This window comes from Pristimantibacillus sp. Z349TD_6 (assembly GCF_056173205.1).
Genome location: NZ_CM149662.1, coordinates 967602 through 989045, shown reverse-complemented (window position 1 = coordinate 989045; position 21444 = coordinate 967602). Strand labels below are relative to the sequence as shown.

Below are 21444 nucleotides of genomic sequence, written 5' to 3'. Positions count from 1 at the left end.
TATCTATCTATTCTATATCAAAAAGTAAATGATCTCCATTTTTTTATAGTGGGAAATGGAGCCATATTTAAAAAAAGCAGCCTATCATGGTCACAATACACTGTGAACAGATAGGCTGCTTCTATTAATGCTCTTTATTTCACGCTATCATTGATGCTTTCGATCCATTTTTCGCTGCCGTCTTCCTTGCGCTCAGCTTTGTGTGAGATCGTTGCTTCCTGTACATCGCCAAAGCCCCAGTGGCTTTGCGGCATATCAGGGAACAATGGAGCCAGCCCCTGAAGCGGACCGCGATAAAGCATACGATTGATCATCGTAACTGCCTCAACACGAGTAATTTCTTTTTTCGGCTTAAAGCTTCCGTCCGGATAACCGGTTAAAAACTTGCCGTTAAACAAAGCTTCGATCGTGTCCGCTGCCCAGTAGCCTGAAGTATCCTTAAAGTGGGCTGTCGCAGGCGCGCTCACTTCAAGCTTGAGGAACCTTGCCATAACCGCTGCAAGCTCTCCTCTTGTAACTGCCGCATCTGGACGGAAAGAGCCGTCTTCATATCCGCTGAAGTAGCCGTTTACCGTAACGCTTTGGATGTAGTTCGTCGCCCAGTGACCTTTGCGAATATCGTTAAATGAAAGCGGCTCTTCCACTTTCTCGTTTCCAGATAGTCTTGCAACAATGGCTGCAAGCTCCGCACGAGTAAGTGACCCTTCTGACTTGAATTCCTTATCCGGGTATCCAAGAATATAACGAGTATGAGTAAGCTCTCCGAAGCGATCTGAGAATACATTTACTTTTACTGATGATTGGACAGTAGCATTATTCCCGATAAATTCACCCGAAATATCAAATGCCGTATCTGCTGCTTTCATAAGCGGCCATTCGATGACCACTTTGAAGCTGCCGTTCTGTCCGCCTTGTACATTTGTTATTTTCCATACAATGGTGTTATCTGTTACGATTCCGCCAGCTGCATCCACAACAACTGCGCCCGTAGGAATCTTGACCTTGATTTCTCCTGCTGCCATTGGACTGCTGGAGCTGTTTTTGTAATCCACCGTTAGAGTCGACGTTGTTCCTTCTTTTACTTTGTTCTTGTCGACTGAAAGAGTAAGCGCAGGATTGGCAGATGGAACATTTGCCTCAAAAGGCGTCAGCTCTAGATCATGTTTGACAATCTCCCATTCAACGGAGAGAACTGGGCTTTTATAGTTATAGAACCCATTCTTCATTACGCCAAGATAATAGTCCGTTTCTGGATACACCATATAGGCATAGAAACCGTGTGCATCCGTCAGCTGTTCTGGACTCGCATTGTCATTTGGCGCAAAACCAACGAGAGCCGGCAAAACAACCTCCGTGTTAGGTATAATCCCTTTGCCTTTATTTCTTGCTGTGTCTGCGTAATAAAGGACAACGGACGCACCTTCAATTACTGCTTTTGTAACCGAATTAGTAACCGTTCCATATGGATCGACAAGCGCCTCAGAAATATTCATTTCCCCTGAAGCCGTTACTTTGACCCCTGCATGGCTGAAAATTATTTCCTTGCCAGGTTCAACCTCATATCTAATTTCCAGCTCGTATTCTCCAATAGCAAGCCCATTCGCATTAAATACGCCTTGCGGGCTAAGTGCAAATGCTTTCGGAGCTCCGCCTTCGGAAATGTAGCTGCCATCCGCTTGTTTCAAATAAATACTAGTCTTAGCAAGCAGATCAGTATTGAACAAAGAAGACTTGCCGTCCGGCTGCTTAAGCAGCACGATACCTGTTACCGTTTTCTCAGATTCAAAGTTTTCCTCGCCTGCTCCTGTTACTTCACCAACTTGAGCCGATTGCTTATAGGTTACAGGTGTAGGAACGCCGCCAACGTCAACCGTTTGCGTCACTTCCAACTCATAAACGACATCGCCTTTCGGAACTACGACATAATAAGCTCCGCTAGCATCGGTAATAACCGTTTCATCAAAGTCTGTTCCTGGAGTGATAACGCCGTCGCCATCTAGATCAAGCGTTACGCGAACACTCACGCCAGCAATTGGCGAATTCGTATCACCCTTTGTAATAAAGCCTTTAACTGCCGCAGGCAAGAAAGTAATGATGATCTCATCCTGCTCCTTCAAGCCACGCTCTTTGTTGTACACATTCGCTTGAATCGGAATCTGCTGCTCGTTGATGCCTGTAATTTGCTGTGATTTGTACGTAACCTTCGCTATTCCTTGCGCGTCAGTTACCGCAGTGTTTCCACCAACAAACGTCCCTTTACCAACAGGAGCTTCAAAAATAACCGTTACACCTTTAATTGGAGTGCCATCGGCATTTGTTAGCAATGCTGATAGCTCGGTAGTTGATTTGCCATCTCCCAAAATTTTCTCTGGACTTGCGGTTAACGCTAGTACCGCTTTAACCACTTCAAAGCTGTTATCCGCTAATTTTGTCTCTGAAGGCAATAAGGCTCCTTCAACGTCCAATGCCCTGAATGTAACTTCGTATTTGCTTGCTGCTGTTAATTCAGGAAGTAAATACGTTGTATTTTCCCACTTCTTATAGCCGTCTGCTACGAAGGTATCTTGATTGACAAGCGTAAGCGGTACGATAATACCGTTCACATTCGCCGTAACGCTCTTAGCAAGCAAGGAACTGACCGCACTCAGCTTAAGCTGTTCGCCTGGAATGATGTTTAATACCTTTGATTCGCCTTGCGCTTTGTCTCCGGCCCATCCATCGAGCGCTCTATGAATATTGATCGTTACCGTTGCAGGAGCTGAAACTTGATTATCTCCATCCATTACAGTGTACGTAAAGCTATCTTGTCCAGATATAAAATCCGAACCCGGTTTATAGATCCATGTATCACCTGATACATTATAATCGGCAGGCTCTAGCGTACCTTTGCCTGGATTGCTCTCTAAGCCGTAAACAAGCTTCGTAACTGTCTCGCGATCTGAACCTTTAAAAACAATAATAATATCAGTTGTGCCTTCGGCAACATTTACAGTGATTGGTTCTGCAACCGGCTTGCCGTTGTAGCCAATCGTGATTGCAGCAGCCGCTTCTGCAAATTGTTTCCCATCGCTGCCCCTCCAACCAAATTCAACCGTGCTTCCTTCTGCTAATGAAGTTGAAGGCTGGAATTTCAGACTTTCCAAATCGCTTTTTGCAATGATTTCAGTACTGCCTGGCATCAAATAGACTGACTCACCAACTGAAGGTGTGTACCAAAGCGTTCCGCTCTGATTGAAATTTGCTGGAACAATAATCGCAACTTCTTTCAGCAAATCGCCATCTGCATCTGTGTAACGAGGCGATTCCGTGAAATCCGTTGTTTTAAAAGCAATAATTTCACCGGAAAGTCCCGCTTTTATAATGTCATCTAAGACTGGCGGAGTATTAATGGTAATCGTAACTTTCTTCTTCTCCTTCGCATATTGCTTGCCGTCCGAGCCGTTCCAGTCGAATGTTACTGAACCCGTCACCCCTGCAGCAGGCACAAAGGTCAAACCATCTAAGTCACTTGCTTTAATAACAAAGCCGGCAGTCGTAATCTCATAAACTGGACCATTGCCTATTTGAAAAACAAGCTTGCCTTTTGCAGGATCTGGGAGCGATACGAGCTTTACTCTGCTTAAGCTCTCACTGTTGGAATCGCTGTACGAATCCGTAAAGTCCTTAATTGCAAAAGGCACCGTGCCGCCTTTCAATATCTCCTTGTTAATCTGTTCTACCGTTGGAGCAGCGTTCGCTTTAATAGTTACCGTAGCTGGCTGCTTCGCGTATTTCGATCCATTATAACCATTCCAATTAAATGCTGCCGTACCTGTGAACCCAGCATCAGCTGGAACAAAGGATAACGTATCCACTTCACCGATCGCAATTTCATCACCGGCTTCAACTGCCTTGCTGCCTAGGAATAAGGAGCCTTGTCCCACTGCTGGCAGAGTAACTATCTTCACACGCTGAAGTCCATTGAAATTAGCAGCACCGTTTGCTTTCGCATATTGGCTTCTAAACTCGTTAGCTGTAAAAGCAGTCGGCTCATATTGAAGGCCGTCCTTCGCAATGTTGCTCACGACAGGGTCGTTCGTATAAGTAATGCTCACATTTGCTGGCGATAAAGAATACTGTTTGCCATCAAATCCATCCCAAGTGAAGGCAACTGTGCTTTCTTCCGCCAAATTTGCAGCTGGAACGAAACGCAGCGTATTTAATTCCGTTAAAGAAATTTCAGTATTAGAAGATACTACGTAGTCCACCCCTTCGGATGTATAACGCAGCTTTCCGCTATTGGAAAAGTTGGCTGGCAGGTTAATACGTACTTTTGTCAGTGCATCGCCATCCGCATCGCTATATGCATTCGCATTAGTGAAATCGGTAGCTTTCATTTGAACCGTATTGCCAGCTATAGCTGCAAAAGAAATGTTACTAACAATTGGCGCCGTATTAATAGCAATGGTCACTTGCTTGTTATCCTTCGCATACTGAACGCCGTCTGAGCCATTCCACTCAAACGAAACTGCACCGCTGGCATTGCTCGTAGGAACAAAGCTCAGCTTGCCCAAATCAACTGCACTGATTTCATCGCCCACGGCCACAGCTGCAGCAGAACCACCGTTTGTAATCATCAGCTTACCGGCAGCTGGCGCCGGCAATGAAACGATTTTCACCTTGCTTAAGTTTTCCTTTGGCAAAGTTGCATCCGTATACTGGCTTGTGAAATCTGAAGCTGTAAATGTAAGTGCTTCACCTTGATTAATAGCTTTATTCATATCTGTTACAACAGGAGCGGCATTTGCAGTAATCGTTACCGTCCCATCGATAGCTGCGTACTTGCTTCCATCATAGCCATTCCACTTAAATGAAGTCGTGCCCGTTAAACCTGCTGCATCTGGAACGAAGGTCAATTGAGCGACATCTGCCTTAGCGATTTCGTCATCTAATTTAACATCCACTCCTGCAAGCTGGAGCTTGCCGCCGCTAGGAAGCGAAACGATTTTCACTTTTTCAAGCTTAGCAGCTTGTGCTTCACCTGTTACACGATAATATTTGCTGCTGAAGTCCGTTAGCGTAAAATTCGTTGGCTCGTATTGAGGTCCCGGTTTTGCAATATCTTTTACCGCAGGGTCAAACGTAGACATCGAATAAATATGCTGAGCTGTTCCAGGCTCATTCTTATCTGGCTGCTTGTCGAACAATATAATATTTACCGTGTATTCTTTGCTTGGATCTGCTCCAGGAGCATTAAGTACAATGTTGTCCCATTTCTGCTCGGTTCCTTGCTTGGAGCCGCTAAAGTACTTCTGCGACAAATCCAAGTTTTTCTCCCTAATCTCATTGCCGACTTTCGTTTTCTCAATGACGTTGACTTCCATATAAAAGTTTCCGTCTTGTTTAGGCAAGAAACCTGTATTTATCGTTACTTTGTCTTTCGTAACAGCAACAGCGGCTCCGGTAATTTCTCCGGTCTCTCTCACGCCGCCGTCAATGACAAGCTGACCCCAATCGATGGTCGTCACCCAGCCGCTGTTGAAATTAGAAGTATTCATGAAATAATGATGTACGGAAATGCCAACATATAAATCCTGATTGGCGACGATACTATTCCATTGATCAGGTTTAATTTCCAGAACGGTCGTATTCCACACATCATTTTTTCCGGATAAAGCGCCCAAGTTAAATGCTTGAGGGAATTCCTTCTTGTATGTAGCAGACCCAAAATTTGCTGGCCATGGGGTTGTAGGTGCACCTAATGCAATATCTGCAGGGTTAGATGAGAAATATACACGGTCCCACTCGCCTGTACCGCTTTTGTTTGATTCATCGTATTCGTCTACATCAAGAGCCCGTATAAGCATATAAGCGCTTTTTGTAGGTTTGGCTTTAATGTCTTTAATTTTAAATTCGATTGGATAAAGAGCCATACTGTTCCCAGTGCTGCTGTCTACATCGCCGTCAGCTGCACTATTCGCAGCTCCGCCGCCCCAGTTATCCGTACCGGTAAAATAAGTCGCTCCTGTATCAATCGCTGCAGCACTTGCTGCGTATGGAACAGGGAAAAGCTGAACGAGCAGCACCGCAAATGCCATAAATGCGGTAAATAACCGTTTTCGCCACAGTCTGCTGTTCATTCGACCTCTGTTCCTAGAACTTCTTGGTTCCATAGACCTACCATCTTCCTTCATTCACGTACTCTCCTTTACTATTAAGATCGCTTTCAAAAGTTGTCTACTTTCTTCTGTCTATTTTTTATAAGTCCGACGACCTATAATAACATTCACATCTGTACAAATTCTGTACAATTTCGACAAGAATAGTGGAAAAAGCTAGAAATTAATAAAAAAAACGACTCCCTCGCATAATTAAATGCTGGAGTCGTTTTTTTGGTATATAGATGATTGAATAATAGCTGCCTAAGCTTGCTCTTCTTTTATAACCTTAAGGCGTTTCATTACATCATTTGCGCCGCGTCCGTAGTAGTCGTGCAGCAAATTATATTCCGCATACAGCTTCTCGTAAACTGCAACGTTTGCCGGAATCGGCTTGAACGTTTCTTCGCGTACACGAGCCATCTTCTGAGCCGCATCAACAATGCTGTCGAAACCGCCCTTTGCGGCACCAGCTGCTACTGCTCCAAACATCGCTGCACCAAGTGCAGGCGTTTGCTTGGATGCTGCGACCTTGATCTCGCGATTCGTTACATCCGCATAAATCTGCATGAGCAGCGCATTCTTCTGCGGCAGTCCGCCGCATGCGTACAATTCATTTACTTCAACCCCGTTGCTGTGGAACGCATCGACGATTTTGCGTGTGCCAAATGCCGTTGCTTCAAGAAGGGCGCGGTAAATTTCCCAAGGCTTCGTTAGCAAGGTGAGGCCTACAATGGTACCTGTCAAATCCGTATCTACAAGTACCGAACGGTTTCCGTTCCACCAGTCAAGCGCCAGAACGCCGGATTCGCCAACATTCAGCTCGCTGGCTTTGCGAGTCAAATAAACATGTACATTTTCGCCAGCCTGCTCTGCCTCTTGAAGTACGTAGGCTGGAACAGATTCCTCAACGAACCATTCAAAAATATCGCCAACCGCTGATTGTCCCGCTTCGTAGCCAAAGTAACCCGGAATGATGCCGTCCTCAACGACGCCGCACATTCCTTCCACTTCCTTCTCTTCCGTTCCGAGCAGCATGTGGCAAATCGATGTGCCCATCGCCATAACCAGCTTGCCTGGCGTAACGACGCCAACACCTGGCACCGCCGCATGTGCATCCACATTGCCAACCGCGATCGCCGTGCCTGGCGCAAGTCCGATGCGTACAGCCATATCAGGCAGCAATTCTCCAGCCTTCGAGCCAAGCGGTACAACTTCGCCGCGCAGCTTCGTTTCTGTCAGGTTTTCTAAACGAGGATCAAGCGCTTTGAAAAAATCCTTGCTTGGGTAGCCCTCTTGCTTATGCCACATGCCTTTGTAGCCGGCCGTACAGCTGTTGCGAACAATATTGCCGGTCAATTGGCCGATAACCCAGTCCGTCGCTTCAACAAATTTATCTGCCGTTTCATAAATGTCCGGCGCTTCATTCAAAATCTGCCAAGCTTTGGCCATCATCCACTCTGATGATATTTTGCCTCCATAACGCGGCACCCACTTCTCACCGCGCTGCGCTGCCATTTCGTTGATAAGGTTAGCCTCATCTTGTGCAGCGTGATGCTTCCACAGCTTCACCCAGCTATGCGGATTATCCTTGTAGGCATCCTGTACACATAGCGGATTCCCTTCTCCATCGATGGGAAGCATTGTACATGCTGTAAAATCGATGCCTAAACCGATGACATCAGCAGCATGGATACCCGACTCCTTCATTACAGCAGGAACGGACAATTCCAACACTTCAATATAATCAAGCGGATGCTGAAGCGCCCAGTCATGCTCAAGCTTAATGCCAGATACCGGAAGCTTCTCATCAATAACGTGGTGAGTATACGGCGTGACATGCTCCGCTATCTCGGCACCGTTAGATAGATCCACAAGAACAGCTCGGCCCGATTGCGTGCCGTAGTCTACACCAATTGCGTATTTTTTGCTCATTATCCGAATCCTCCTTATTTTTGGCCATAGTAGGCGTTCGCTCCATGCTTGCGTAAATAGTGTCGGTCTAATAAAGCTTGATCCATCGGCTGAACATTCGGGTTAAGCTGATACGTATGAAGAGCCATCTTCGCCACTTCCTCCAGCACAACCGCATTATGAACGGCGTTATGCGGGTCTTTGCCCCAGCAAAAAGGAGCGTGGCTGTTTACGAGCACCGAAGGCACTTGGTTTGGATCGATATGGTTTTTATTGAAGGTTTCAACGATGACATTGCCCGTTTCCAGCTCATATGCGCCGTTGATTTCCGCTTCTGTCATCGCGCGTGTGCAAGGCACCTCGCCATAGAAATAGTCGCCATGCGTCGTGCCAAGCGATGGAATAGAGCGCCCCGCCTGTGCCCAGCTTGTCGCCCAAGGCGAATGGGTGTGTACAATTCCGCCTATCGAAGGAAACGCTTTGTAGAGCAGCACATGAGTAGCCGTGTCCGAGGAAGGTCGAAGATTTCCTTCAATCATATTGCCTTCCAAATCTACGACAACCATCTGCTCGGCTTTTAACTCCTCGTAAGGAACGCCGCTCGGCTTAATAACCGCATAGCCAGACTCTCTATCTACACCGCTGACGTTGCCCCAAGTAAATGTAACCAATCCATACTTCGGAAGATCCATATTCGCTTCCCAAACCGCATGCTTCAATGCTTCTAACATGACCACTTATCGCTCCCTTCAAGCTCACATTTCTATGCTGATCCGCATTCACTTATACGGACATCGCCATAGAATATCTTTGCTTTATTATAAGTTGTACGTACAAGTGTGTCACGTCTTTTTTATTCATTCATTTAAAAAGCATTAACCGTTCAACAACAGCTTAGCTTTGGGGCGGTCTAGTTGAATCACGTACAACGAGCTGCGGATCATATATTTTATCCTGCGTTTGTCGCCTCTGGTGCTGCTTATCCAGCATACTAAGCAGTAATTCGACCGCATCCGTGCCCATTTCTGTTTTTGGATGTGCAACGGTAGTCAGCTTCACTTCAGTTGCCGTAGCCAGATTCGCATCATCAAAACCGACAATCGAAAGATCCTCAGGCACCGTTAAGCCAGCCTGCCTTACGATATCAAGCATTTTTACAGCCAGCTCATCGTTATAGCAAATAATAGCGGTCGGCCGTTGATCCGGCTCACGCTGCAGCATCGCAAACAAGGCCTGCATCGGCTTGTCCTGCTTCTCCTCCGTCGTATAGCGCAGCAAATAATCCGGCGGAACCGTGTGCCCTTGCTCCCGATGAGCCCGTAAAAAACCGCGCATCCGGTGTACGCCTTGAAAGTCATCCGTCTTAAAAAAACCAGCGATTCGCGTATGGCCGAGCTTAATTAAATGCTCTGCGGCACGATAGCCGCCAAGCTCGTCATCCACGCGCAAGCATGGCGCATCCACGTCGCTGTATCGCTCATTGAGCATAATGTATGGAATTTTGAGCGCATCGAGCGCCAAAAAATAATTAAAGTTCGGGTTGCCCTCCGCGCTCTTCGTCGGCTCAATAATGAGCCCGGTCAGCGGCTCGCGCAGCATTGACTCCAAGCTGTCCTTTTCTTTATCCTTTTCATTATCCGTGCTCGCCAGCAGAAGTCTTGCCCCTACAGCGCGCAAGCTCGATTCAACGCCTCTGACGATGGTCGGGAATATATAATCTGATATATGGGTCGTAATCATCCCGATCGTCATCCCTTGGGATGAGTTTTTCCGCTCCGGCGCAGACTGATCCGACACGAACGTCCCTTTCCCTTGTACGCGGTAGAGCCAGCCCTCCTGCTCCAAATCACCGAGCGCTTGGCGCACCGTTTGCCGGCTCATCTCGAATTGCTTGCCGATCTCATTCTCCGATGGCAGCTTCTCGTGCGGCTTAAACTGCGCTGTGACGATCCAGGATATGATTTCCTGCTTTAATTGCATATATTTGGGCGTTTGCTGTTCCTTCACTTCACACCTCAACTCCGTTAGTTGTATTCCTGTAGTATATCATATGCGAAACTTGTACGTACATGATCTCAAGCTCTAACCATCGAACCGGCCATGAGACAAAATAAAAAGCCGCTCATAGGCGGCTTTCATTTCTCATGGGTTAGAACTGCGTTTCCTTGAGCCTCTCCAGCATGTACTTTCTGACCTCATCGCCTAGATCCGCGCGCTCTAATGCAAAATCAATCGTAGCTTGTACAAAACCAAGCTTGTCGCCTACATCATGTCTAATACCATCGAACCGATAAGCCATTAAAGAAGAGTTATGGTTTAATTGCTGCAAGCTGTCCGTTAGTTGAATTTCCCCAGCTTTGCCTGGCGTCGCTTTCTCAAGCAGATCAAATATGACAGGATCAAGGACGTAGCGTCCAACAACCGCATAGTTGGACGGGGCTTGTCCTTGCGCCGGCTTTTCAATAATGTTGCGTACTCGCGCTACCTGCTTATCCCGCTCAATATCAACAATACCATATTTATGCGTCTGATCCCACGGCACCTCCATCACAGCTACAACAGATGACTGTTCCCTCTCGTACACATCCATCATTTGCCGCAAGCAAGGCGGATCAGCCTTCAAAATATCGTCGCCGAGCAATACCGCGAACGGCTCGTCCGCTATGAAGCGGCGTGCGCAAAGCACTGCATGGCCAAGGCCAAGCGGCTCCTTCTGACGAACATAATAAATATCCGCCAGTTGTGATATTTTCCGCACCATCTCCAGCATTTCTTCGTTGTGGCGCGCTTCCAGCTCCATTTCGAGCTCGGCAGATTTGTCAAAATGGTCCTCGATCGCCCGTTTGTTGCGTCCGCTGACGATTACGATACTCTCGATGCCTGAATTCACAGCCTCTTCTACGATATATTGAATAGCAGGCTTATCGATAATAGGCAGCATTTCTTTCGGCTGCGCTTTCGTAGCCGGCAAAAACCTTGTCCCTAATCCCCCAGCAGGAATGATCGCTTTCCGAATCCGCTTCTCCACCCTCACATCTCCCCCAGCTCTTTGCTTTCTATGCAATCGCTCCTTTTATCATAACGGTTTCACCCTCGTTTTTCCATGTATTCAAAAGCTTCCACTGTCGCTTTTATCCAGCTTCGTCCCATAACTAAGCAGCTGCTCGTGCAAACGGGAGCTTAATCATAAAGCTTGCTCCAGTAAGCTGGTCCGCACTTGGATCAAGCGCAATGGTTCCGCCGTGAATATGAATGATGGTTTGTGCGATCGAAAGTCCAAGCCCGCTCCCGCCTTGGCTTCTATCCCTCGATAGATCACCCTTATAAAAACGCTCAAATATTCGCTCTCGATCCTCCTCATGAACGCCTATTCCGGTATCGGTAATTCGGACCACAATGGAACCATTCTGTTCGGACAAAGACAAAAAGATTTTGCCGTCCTCTGGTGTAAATTTCATGCTGTTGGCAAGCAAATTCATCCATACCTGATTAAGCTGATCACGATCAGCAGTAATCACCGTTTCCTCCATTAACAGCTCAACCGTTTGTCTCTTGGCCATCCACTGCGGCTCGCAGGCAAGCACCACATCTCGAAGCTGACGATCCAGTCGATACGGCTGCGGATGAAAAGGATGCTGCTGCGAGTCGAGCGATGCTAAATTAAGCAAATTTTCACTTAACCGAGAAAGCCGCATGCTCTCTTGCTTGATGATGCTAATATATCGCTCCCGCTCAGCTCCAGTAACCTCCTCGCTGCGCAGTGCTTCTGCGAAGCCGCCAATCGACGTAAGGGGAGACTGCATTTCGTGCGAGACATTGGATACAAAATCCTGACGCATCATTTCAAGCTGTGATAAGCTCAGCGCCATTTTGTTCATGCCCTGTGCAAGCTCACCTAGCTCATCGCCGCGTCTTGCGGGCAGCCGTACACTGAAATCCCCCTGTGACATTCGCGTCGCAGCGTTCGTCATCATTTTTAGAGGCCTCACTAAATAACGGGCTACGATTAGAATAAGTACGCTTCCGACGAGCAGCAGCGTGACGAGCAACGTGACGGCCGTCCATATGAAGTTGCTATTTTGCGGAAAACGATTCGGCTGAACGAACAAGGCCCATCTTTCATTGCCGAATGACACAAGTTTCCCTAAAGCAGGCGGCGAAGGCGGGCTAACCTCCTCGCTAGCGTATACATCCAGTCTGACAGAGCTGCCGCCGAAAACCTTTCTTAGCTGCTCGAATGTAAGCCGCTCCATAATCAGCTCGCTCCGCTCGCCAGCCCTTACTAAATAGTTAGAGCTGCTAATAGCGACAATTGACTGCCCTTGCAAGCTTGAGATCTCCTCCAAAAATGCCTGCAGATCTGCCGGCTTCGAGACGGCATAAAGCTGTTCAATGCGAGCAATCGACTTCTCCAGTTGATTGGGCAGTTGCCCCCTTGCATCCCTCTTGAACATTTGATTCGTGAATAAAAAAGCGACCCCGATGCTAATCAAAACGATAACGAGGAATGTTGCCGTAATTCGAAAGTAAAGGCCGCGAATCATGACCATACCTCCAGTCGATACCCTAGTCCGCGAATCGTTACGATACGGAAACGATATTGCTCCTCGGGAAAACGATCCCGCAGTCTTTTGATATGGACATCAACGGTTCGCTCGTCCCCTTCATAGTCCATCCCCCATATTTGTTCAATCAGATGATCACGGGCAAAGGTTTTGCCTGGATAGCTTGCCAGCTTGAACAGCAGCTCGAACTCTTTAGGCGGCAATGTTACTTTCTCGCCACCAGCTGACATATGGAAGTCCGTTCGATTCATGAGGACATCGCCGAACTCTACCGTCTGCGAAGCGGTGATCCGGTATCTTTTGAGCAGTGCCTTAACCCGGGCTATGAGCTCCGGCGGATCAAATGGTTTGACCATATAATCATCCGCACCAAGCTCAAACCCCCTCACCTTTTGCGAGGTTTCCCCCTTGGCAGTCAGCATGAGCAGCGGAATATCATAGCTCGCTCGAAGTTCCGCGCAAAGCGCCCACCCGTCCATGCGGGGCATCATTACATCAATAATCGCAAGATCTGGTCGTACCACGTCCAGCTTCTCTAATGCGTCTATACCATCTATAGCTTCAATGACCTGACAGCCTTCTCTTTTTAGGAAAAGAGCTACCAGCTCGCGAATGTTCGGATCGTCGTCTGCAACTACGATTTTGGGCATTTTGTTCTTCCTCCAATTAGACTTATGTAGTTATGATTTCAGCATACATGACCAACATGAACGTTACATGAACGATATTGACTTTAAATCTACATTATAATAATTTTAAAGTAGGATTTATTATTCAACGGAATTTTGAATGGAGGATATAGATGATGCATAAAACAATTATTATTGGTACAGGACCTGCCGGATTGACGGCTGCAATCTATTTGGCTCGCGCGAACATGGAACCTCTCGTTATTGAAGGGTGGCAGCCAGGCGGCCAGCTTACAACAACAACAGAAGTTGAAAATTTCCCAGGTTTCCCTGATGGTATTTTGGGCAGCGAGCTAATGTCCAACATGCGCAAGCAGGCACAGCGTTTTGGTGCAAAATTCAAAACAGGCTCTGTAAAAAGCGTCGACTTCAGCAAACGCCCTTACACGCTTGACGTGGAAGGCATTGGCGAGCTGCAAGCCGAATCCATCATTATTTCTACAGGCGCTTCAGCCAAATACCTCGGCATTCCGGGTGAGCAAGAAAATATCGGTCGCGGCGTAAGCACATGTGCAACTTGTGATGGCTTCTTCTTCCGCGGCAAAAAAATTATTGTAGTAGGCGGCGGCGACTCCGCAATGGAAGAAGCCGTGTTCCTTACTCGCTTCGCTTCCGAAGTAAGAGTAGTTAACCGTCGCAATGAGCTGCGCGCATCAAAAATTATGCAGGATCGCGCTCGTGCGAATGACAAAATCGTATGGAGCCTAAACCGTACACCGCTTGAAGTTGCTGCAACGGGCATGGGCTTGCAAGGGTTGAAGGTGCGCAATAATGAAACGGGCGAGGAAGAATTGCTTGAAACAGACGGCGTATTTATTACGATCGGCCACACGCCTAATACTGGTTTCCTTGGCGGTCAAATCGACACCGATGAGCAAGGCTACATTATTGTGAAGCCGGGCACTTCCGAGACGAACATCCCAGGCGTATACGCTTGCGGCGACGTTCAAGACCGTAATTACCGCCAAGCGATTACCGCTGCTGGAAGCGGCTGTATGGCTGCTCTGGATTGCGAGCGCTACTTGGAATCGCTAGCGCATGAAACGGTTAATGCATAATTTTTTTTCAAAACTAGACTAGTACAATACGTGCAAATTATGTATAATAAAAGTGTTGAGATTTACAATAGAAAGGCAATGCTACCGCAACCATTTGTTCGCAATATGCTTCGCGTGAGCGGCGCCTGAACGTGTTATGGGAGAAGGTACAACCTCGGCTTATTATGAGCAGAGAGGTTGTGCCTTTTTTCGTGTTTCCATATCTTCTCTCACATCATCCATGAAGGAGCGATAATCATGTTATTAGAAGCTGTTTATCACAGACCGAAGCAAAACTGGGCTTACGCCTACGACGGAAAGACGCTGCACCTCCGCTTGCGTACCAAAAAAGACGATGTTGCTGTAGTTGAAGCAATCGTTGGCGACAAGTACGCGTGGGATCAAACGATTACAACGGTCCCTATGCATATTTTCACTTCGGATGCACGATTCGATTATTGGGAAACTTCCGTTATTCCTCCTTTTCGGAGGCTGCGTTATGCGTTCCGCTTAATAAGCGGAGATGAGGCGATTATTTTCTCGGATAAAGGTATCGAGCTTACACTTCCTGACAACTCAAATTCTTTTTTTGATTTCCCATATATTAATCCAATCGATGTATTTGAGCCGCCAGCTTGGGTGAAGGACGCTGTCTTTTATCAAATATTCCCTGAACGCTTCGCGAATGGCGATCCATCGATCAATCCTGAAAATGTGCTGCCTTGGGGCGGCGAGCCTACGCCAAAAAACTTTTTTGGCGGTGACCTCCAGGGTGTAATTGATCACTTGGATCATATTTCAGCACTTGGCATTAATGCGGTATATTTCACTCCGCTGTTCGAAGCAACGACCAATCACAAGTATGATACACAGGACTACATGAAGGTTGATCCGCATTTTGGCACAAATGAGAAGTTAAAGGAATTGGTTGATGCTTGTCACGCTCGCGGCATTCGTGTCTTGCTTGATGCGGTATTCAATCACTCAGGCAAAACCTTCCCTCCATTCGTCGATGCTCAGAAGAACGGACAGCAGTCAAAATATGCGGATTGGTTCTATGTTCGGGAATGGCCGCTGCAAGTGGTGGACGGCGTTCCGACGTACGAGACCTTCGCATTTGAGCCGCTTATGCCAAAGCTGAACACCGAGCATCCTGAGGTGAAGCAATATTTGTTCGAGGTAGCTCGTTACTGGATCGAGGAGATTGGAATTGACGGCTGGAGATTGGACGTTGCCAATGAGGTTGATCATCAGTTTTGGCGTGAATTCCGTCAAACGGTAAAAGCAGTGAATAAAGACGCTTATATTTTGGGCGAGATTTGGCATGATTCGATGATGTGGCTGCAGGGTGATCAATTCGATGCGGTTATGAACTACCCTTTCACGAATGCAGTTCTTGATTTCTTTGCTTATCAAACGATTGATGCTTCTGACTTCGCTCATGCGATTGGAGCGCAGCTTGCAGCGTATCCGCAACAGGTAACAGAATCGGCTTTCAACCTGCTCGATAGCCATGATACGCCTCGTCTGCTTACGATCTGCGAGGATAATACCGATGCGATGAAGCTTTCTTCGCTCTTCCAGCTGACCTTCCCTGGAACCCCATGTATTTATTATGGCGATGAGGTAGGCATCAATGGCGCTGGCGATCCAGGCTGTCGCAAATGCATGGTGTGGGACCCAGAGGAGCAAAACCGCGAATTGCTCACGTTCTATACCGACGCAATCGGACTGCGCCACAAGTACAGCGCGCTTCGCAGCGCCGATATTCGCTTCGTGCACGTTGGCGCAGCAGATGGCACCTTGGTCTATGAGCGCCGTGAAGGCAGCCAACGGCTTCTTATCGCGATGAATGCTCGCGGCGAAGCTGCTGATTTGAGCTTCGTAATTGAAGCTCAGCCGACTGATTGCAACGCTGCTCCTCACGCTGTTGCTTTTAGAGGCTTCGCGAAACCAGCAGCTGCAGCTGCAACTGCTGTAAGCGAGGCTTCTGCATCCCCAGTGGCTGCCTCGATCGAAAGTGCTAAGGCTGATGCTAGTTCGGTTGCAACAGCTGTCATCACCGATAACGGCATATCAACTTGGTCAGTATTGTTATCAAACACTAGCAAATATGCAGTAAGCTCTTCCGTTGCAAGCAGCAACGACGGCAAACTTCAATTCACATTGCCGGCTTACGGCTATGTGATCTTAGAGCAGTCTGCCGAGTAACCACTAAACTTGATTTCTTAAGGCAGTCCAATCGCGGACTGCCCTTTTTTGGGTTGATTCACACGTCCGAATTCGCTCAATAAGCACCTATTTGTGCTTACAGACCAGTAACCATAGCTACTTCTCGGCTGTAAGAACACATACGTGCTTACAGCCTCTTTTCTACCCTTCGCATACGCCGAATTCGCTCAATAAGCACCTATTTGTGCTTACAGACCAGTAAGCATAGCTAGTTTCTCGCTGTAAGAACACATACGTGCTTACAGCCTCTTTTCTATCCACCGCATACGCCGAATTCGCTCAATAAGCACGTATAGTGCTTACAGCTATTACTACTACTCGTTACCCTCAGAAGCGTTTGAGGAAATGTTTAGAAAATTGAGTCTAGACATCTAATTGGCATTCATGCAATAATTACTTAAACGATTAAGTAACTACTTTTAAATATGCCATTTCCCATTTAATAATCCAACAATCATTATCAAGCTTTAGCAAGTTCTCACGATACCAATCGTATTAAAAAGGTTGAAGGAGTTGTATCCCCATTAAAAAAGCTACGCTTAAGGACATTGCTAAGGCTGCTCAAGTATCTGTAGCTACTGTCAGTTATGTACTCAACAATGTCTCCAATCAGACGATACCTGAAGAAACAAAATGCCGTGTCCTCGATGCAGCTAAGCAATTGAATTATGTACCCAACCTTGCTGCCAGATCGCTGGTCAAGCAAAAGTCTGGATTGATTGGCATTCTGATTAACAGAGCGGAAAATGAAGGCTTCTGGAAGCAGTTCCGTTATTCTCAGTTTATTAATCGGCTGGAGCGGCTGCTGACAGATCGCGGCTACCACGTTGTATTGTTCAGCTTGGATGCCTTAAACCCAAATCTTGATATTATCTCGGAACGCAAGCTGGATGGCGTATTTGTTGTTGATGTTAAAGAGGAAAACTTCCACCTGATTTCAAGCCACTTCTTCGCTGACGTCCCTTTAATCGTTGTGGACAGCATGATTGAAGATCCCTTATTTTATAAGGTTAATTATGATTATGCTGATGCTTTCACTTATGCATTCGCATCGCTCTTACAGCCTAAGGAGAGCTTTTTAATAATCGACAGCTTCAACAATGCTGACCTGGTTAACCATATTTGTACTCATTCACGAATAGGACGCGATCAAATCCACGTTATGGATAAAGAGCATGACTTAAAAGCATTCCTCGAACACAATTCGGATCGGACCGGCATCATTCTGAACGAATTTGTCGCCATCTCAGCAGCTAAATATGTTGATCCAACAATCTTAACCGTCATTTGTACGGCAGGCTGTCCGGAAATCGCCCCTGCTTCCGCTTCCAAGATATCGTTTGGCGATCGCAAGCCAGAAGAAGCTTTCCAGCTTATGATGCAGCTGCTGAAAGATCCGAAGTCTGGCCCTGCGAATAAATATGTTCTTGTAAAAGCTGATAAATAAGTAATCGCAGAGTAATCTCTGCTTTTTCTATATCAACTTAAACGATTAAGTTGTCCTCTATATCCTTAATATCTGTAGTTAATTATTAACCAAGTCAATCATTCTTATAGGAGGTTATATTATGCTCGGATTAGCAAAAGAATCAAATGGCAGCGCACCTAATCTTCAACCGCAAGAAGGTTCTGCTTCATCTCTGTGGAAAAACCGTAATTTCATCGCCGTGTTCTCCAGCTACAGCTTATCGCTGCTAGGCAATACCTTTCATAGCATCGCGCTAAACTTGTGGGTACTGCAAACGACAGGTAGCGCCAAGCTCATGTCCGTCGTACTCATTACCCATCTCGTAATCAGCATGCTGTTCGGTTCCTTTGCAGGTACGATTGCGGATCGCACCGATCGTCGCACGTTGATGTGGGTGACAGATATTATCCGTTTTGTGCTCGTCGGCGCCATCGCTGTACTTGTGTACTTGCCTAATATACCGTTTATTTTTATCGTTATTTTGACTGCCATCGTCGCATTTGCAGGGGTTATTCGAACGCCTGCCTTTCAAGCTTCGCTCGTCGAAATTATTGATAAAGAACAAATAGCCAAGGCTGTTGGGGTAATCAATATATCGGATAACATCATCCGAATATCTGGCTTTGCTCTTGGAGGTATCGCTGTTGCTGCATTTGGCGGGGCATTTGCAATTGCTATCGATGCAGTAACTTTTCTGCTCTCAGCAGCGCTGCTGCTCTTCACAGGCAAGTTCCCCTATGCAGCGGCTAGAGATACGGAGAAGGCGCAAACCACCTTTAAAGAGGATCTCAAAGCAGGCTTCCGATACGTATGGACGAATCCATTTGCCAGAGCAGCCGTTATTTTATTACCAGTAGTTATGTTCTTCTTTCTATCCACCTTCATGCTCATTCAAGTCATGGCCGTCAATGTATGGCATGCAAAACCGTTTGTATTCGGACTTATGGAGGCGTGCATCCCACTCGGTTATGTCGTAGGCTCCATTCTAATTATTAAGCTCGATACAAGGTTAAAAGGCAGAGGAAAATGGATCATTGGAAGCATGATCCTTATGGGTCCTATGTTCATCGCCATATCGCTAATGTCATCTGCATTTGCAGCATTGCCGCTTATCCTTCTCGTTGGCTTCCTCTTCTCCTTCAGTACGACGATCATCTTTATCGCACTTCGGGTAGCCATTGATCCTTCGATGCAAGGCAGAGTATTTGGACTCATCGGTGCTCTAACAAGCGTTGCGCCGCCAGTCGGCTTAGCCGTATTCTCAACTCTATCTGATATACACGGACCTGCCGTCATCATAGCGATAAGCGGCGCAGCAATGCTCATTATTGGCTGCATCTCCTACATGTATATGAAGGAAATGCGTCACTTCAACTAAAGGAATAGACTGACAACGTTTTAAGATTGAATAACTGGGAACTCGGCGATCCGTAGACGCGCACAGCCGTAAGGGATGAGCGTAATTTCTTCTTCGGGTTCCTTGCTAGCAACAGGCCCTATTGGCAGAGTGCCAGCCGAGTTAAGCTCCATGGTCCATTGCGGGATCCGGCGACCGTTCATTCGCAAACGTATCGGTGCGTTCTCAGCTACGAAGGGCTGCCTTACCATTGCGGCTTCCACAGTAGGTTTTCCCTGTTCAAGTTCCTTCAGACTCACTCCATAATTCCATGGCGACTCCGGGTAAATCTCCCAGTCATGATAAGGCTCGTATGTGCGATGCTTCTGCCAGCGCTCCTTGATTGGGATAACGAACATAAGCGCTCCGCGCTGCAAACCGACCGCACCGTTAGATCTGCTGATCATGCGTGCCTCCATTGGAAGCCGAAGAGTCAGCTCATCGCCATCGTTCCAAACCTGCCGCAGCACAGCAAAACCTTTTTCGATGTTCATAGCAGGCTGTTGTTGTCCGTTGATCAACAGAACCGGCGCGCTGCACCATTCCGGTATTCGTAATTTAATCGGGAATTCAGCTGGCTGATTTACATGCACGGTCATCGTTATCGTTTCTCTAAATGGATATTCCGTTGCTACACGTATGGAAACATCGGTACTTGCGTCGATGGCAGCTGTGATCGTACAGGGAGCATACGCGATTGCAGCCAAACCGCCATCCTCTGTTGCCATCCACAATCTTGCCGTGTATTTCGGCCATCCTTGATGCATGTTAGCGGTGCAGCAGCCAAAATGCGGCTCAATGCCAAATAGATTGGCTTCATTGTTGTTTTCCGTCCAATTGCGTTTGGCATGCGTACACATAATCTGGTTAGCCTGCTGGTCATATTGATGAACGGTCCAATCCGGGCTGATTGCGGCAGGCAGTGCATTATAAGCAACCTTCTCCAAAATATCACCGAAGGAGCCATCGCCTGTAATCCGAATCAGATGCTCTAAGGAATGCATATATTCCACCACAGAGCACAGCTCCGTGCCTTGGCTAGGATGGGTTCCTGCAAGCCACTCGTCACCAGAAAACATGCCGTTAACTTGGCCATGGTAAGTCATCACGCTTGAGATCCCTTTGTATGCAGCTTCGATATGCCGCTTATCCTTTGATTGCATGTAGCGGAGAGCTGGCTGCTTGAATGACATTGCTACGTTAACAACATGAACCCGGTGATCAAATGCCTTCTGTAAGGACCAATAAGGATAGTCTTCATATAAGCCTACCCAGTCCAGCGTTTGCTCCTGAATCAATTGGGAGAGCTCAAGCAAGAAAGGCTCGCCGGTGCGATTGTACAACCAATAAATGCTGATGAGATTTTCGCCGCCTCTAGCCTCTGCCCATTCCTGCAGCGGACGATTCGGCAGCTCCGCAAGCTGATATTTGAAATAGTTCATCAAAAATGGTTCTACCCGTTCATCACCAGTATACTCAGCGTGCTGAATCAGCACCTTGAGCATAATCATTCGGCTCCACCAATCTTCATTTGCGGCAGGCCCGAATTGCCCATCCTCGCGTGCGCTTGCAAGCGTCCATTCGATCCATGGCTTTACTTTTGCCTTAAGCTTGTCATCATCAAGGAGATAAGCAAGCGGAAGTAGACCGTCCAAGTAGTAGGGTCCTCTCTCCCAGCTGTCTCCGTCTCCTCCGAGCCAACCGCTATTTGGCCCGACATAACGCCAAAATTCATCTAGATGCCCTGTCATTCCCTCGCTTTGAATCTCCAGCTGGTCTCTAAGCCAGCCGTCCGGCTTAATCGCACCAAGCGGCAGTTCTTGAAAAGGGGTCGAAGCAAGCGGTGCACGGTTCAAAAATATAGCGCTCAATTGGTCATCTCCTCTATGCTGCTTATGTAGTTGAATTTCATCTAGCAATGCTAGTCATTCCTAACCCGTTTCCTTAAAGAATAAATGATTTGCCCCAAAGGAATACTAATTTGGAAATAAGCTTGTAATGGAGGG

At 47.1% G+C, this 21444-nt stretch carries 12 protein-coding genes; 4 read left to right on the top strand and 8 right to left on the bottom strand.

Translation table 11 applies throughout. The features are described from left to right. Positions 1–134: 134 nt before the first annotated feature. The 7 genes from AC0VYE_RS04250 to AC0VYE_RS04220 form a co-directional block, all read right to left on the bottom strand. On the bottom strand, positions 135–6119 hold the full coding sequence (locus AC0VYE_RS04250) for an S-layer homology domain-containing protein (RefSeq protein ID WP_475446261.1): 5985 nt from the start codon (positions 6117–6119) through the stop codon (positions 135–137). Positions 6120–6401: 282 nt separating this feature from the next. After that, positions 6402–8072, bottom strand: coding sequence for a ribulokinase (locus tag AC0VYE_RS04245; protein ID WP_475446259.1), 1671 nt, complete (start codon positions 8070–8072; stop codon positions 6402–6404). A 14-nt stretch (positions 8073–8086) separates the two neighbouring features. After that, positions 8087–8782 (bottom strand): L-ribulose-5-phosphate 4-epimerase, encoded by a 696-nt coding sequence (gene araD / locus AC0VYE_RS04240; RefSeq protein WP_475446257.1) that lies wholly within the window; start codon positions 8780–8782, stop codon positions 8087–8089. Positions 8783–8945: 163 nt separating this feature from the next. Further along, complete coding sequence (locus AC0VYE_RS04235) at positions 8946–10058, bottom strand: GntR family transcriptional regulator (RefSeq protein ID WP_076268853.1); 1113 nt, start codon at positions 10056–10058, stop codon at positions 8946–8948. 142 nt (positions 10059–10200) lie between these two features. Continuing rightward, positions 10201–11079: a UTP--glucose-1-phosphate uridylyltransferase GalU gene (gene galU / locus AC0VYE_RS04230; RefSeq protein ID WP_475446255.1), complete on the bottom strand. Its 879-nt coding sequence runs from the start codon at positions 11077–11079 to the stop codon at positions 10201–10203. A 124-nt stretch (positions 11080–11203) separates the two neighbouring features. Then, the gene (locus tag AC0VYE_RS04225; protein ID WP_083682137.1) at positions 11204–12595 is read right to left on the bottom strand and encodes a sensor histidine kinase; all 1392 of its coding nucleotides are present in this window, start codon (positions 12593–12595) and stop codon (positions 11204–11206) included. Beyond that, positions 12592–13266, bottom strand: coding sequence for a response regulator transcription factor (locus tag AC0VYE_RS04220; RefSeq protein ID WP_076268851.1), 675 nt, complete (start codon positions 13264–13266; stop codon positions 12592–12594). Before AC0VYE_RS04220 ends, AC0VYE_RS04225 begins: the two co-directional genes overlap by 4 nt. A gap of 155 nt (positions 13267–13421) precedes the next feature. Between AC0VYE_RS04220 and trxB the strand changes: the two genes are divergently transcribed. The 4 genes from trxB (at position 13422) to AC0VYE_RS04200 (ending at position 19420) form a co-directional block, all read left to right on the top strand. Beyond that, a complete protein-coding gene (gene trxB, locus AC0VYE_RS04215; RefSeq protein ID WP_475449437.1) occupies positions 13422–14363 on the top strand; it encodes a thioredoxin-disulfide reductase in 942 nt (313 codons plus the stop codon). Positions 14364–14600: 237 nt separating this feature from the next. Then, positions 14601–16553 (top strand): glycoside hydrolase family 13 protein, encoded by a 1953-nt coding sequence (locus tag AC0VYE_RS04210; RefSeq protein WP_475446253.1) that lies wholly within the window; start codon positions 14601–14603, stop codon positions 16551–16553. 538 nt (positions 16554–17091) lie between these two features. Next, positions 17092–18021, top strand: a complete 930-nt coding sequence (locus AC0VYE_RS04205; protein ID WP_475449435.1) for a LacI family DNA-binding transcriptional regulator — start codon at positions 17092–17094, stop codon at positions 18019–18021. 121 nt (positions 18022–18142) lie between these two features. Beyond that, positions 18143–19420, top strand: a complete 1278-nt coding sequence (locus tag AC0VYE_RS04200) for an MFS transporter (RefSeq protein ID WP_475446251.1) — start codon at positions 18143–18145, stop codon at positions 19418–19420. Between the two features lie 20 nt (positions 19421–19440). On the opposite strand, the gene AC0VYE_RS04195 is transcribed toward AC0VYE_RS04200, so the two are convergent. Further along, a complete protein-coding gene (locus AC0VYE_RS04195) occupies positions 19441–21309 on the bottom strand; it encodes a beta-L-arabinofuranosidase domain-containing protein (protein WP_475446249.1) in 1869 nt (622 codons plus the stop codon). Positions 21310–21444 lie beyond the last annotated feature (135 nt).

Excerpts from the sequence above, each read along its gene's own strand:
- AC0VYE_RS04225 (WP_083682137.1), bottom strand. The coding sequence starts at position 12,595 with ATGATTCGCGGCCTTTACTTTCGAATTACGGCAACATTCCTCGTTATC.
- AC0VYE_RS04245 (WP_475446259.1), bottom strand. The coding sequence starts at position 8,072 with ATGAGCAAAAAATACGCAATTGGTGTAGACTACGGCACGCAATCGGGC.
- araD (WP_475446257.1), bottom strand. The coding sequence starts at position 8,782 with ATGTTAGAAGCATTGAAGCATGCGGTTTGGGAAGCGAATATGGATCTT.
- AC0VYE_RS04220 (WP_076268851.1), bottom strand. The coding sequence starts at position 13,266 with ATGCCCAAAATCGTAGTTGCAGACGACGATCCGAACATTCGCGAGCTG.
- AC0VYE_RS04250 (WP_475446261.1), bottom strand. The coding sequence starts at position 6,119 with ATGAACAGCAGACTGTGGCGAAAACGGTTATTTACCGCATTTATGGCA.
- trxB (WP_475449437.1), top strand. The coding sequence starts at position 13,422 with ATGCATAAAACAATTATTATTGGTACAGGACCTGCCGGATTGACGGCT.
- AC0VYE_RS04210 (WP_475446253.1), top strand. The coding sequence starts at position 14,601 with ATGTTATTAGAAGCTGTTTATCACAGACCGAAGCAAAACTGGGCTTAC.
- AC0VYE_RS04200 (WP_475446251.1), top strand. The coding sequence starts at position 18,143 with ATGCTCGGATTAGCAAAAGAATCAAATGGCAGCGCACCTAATCTTCAA.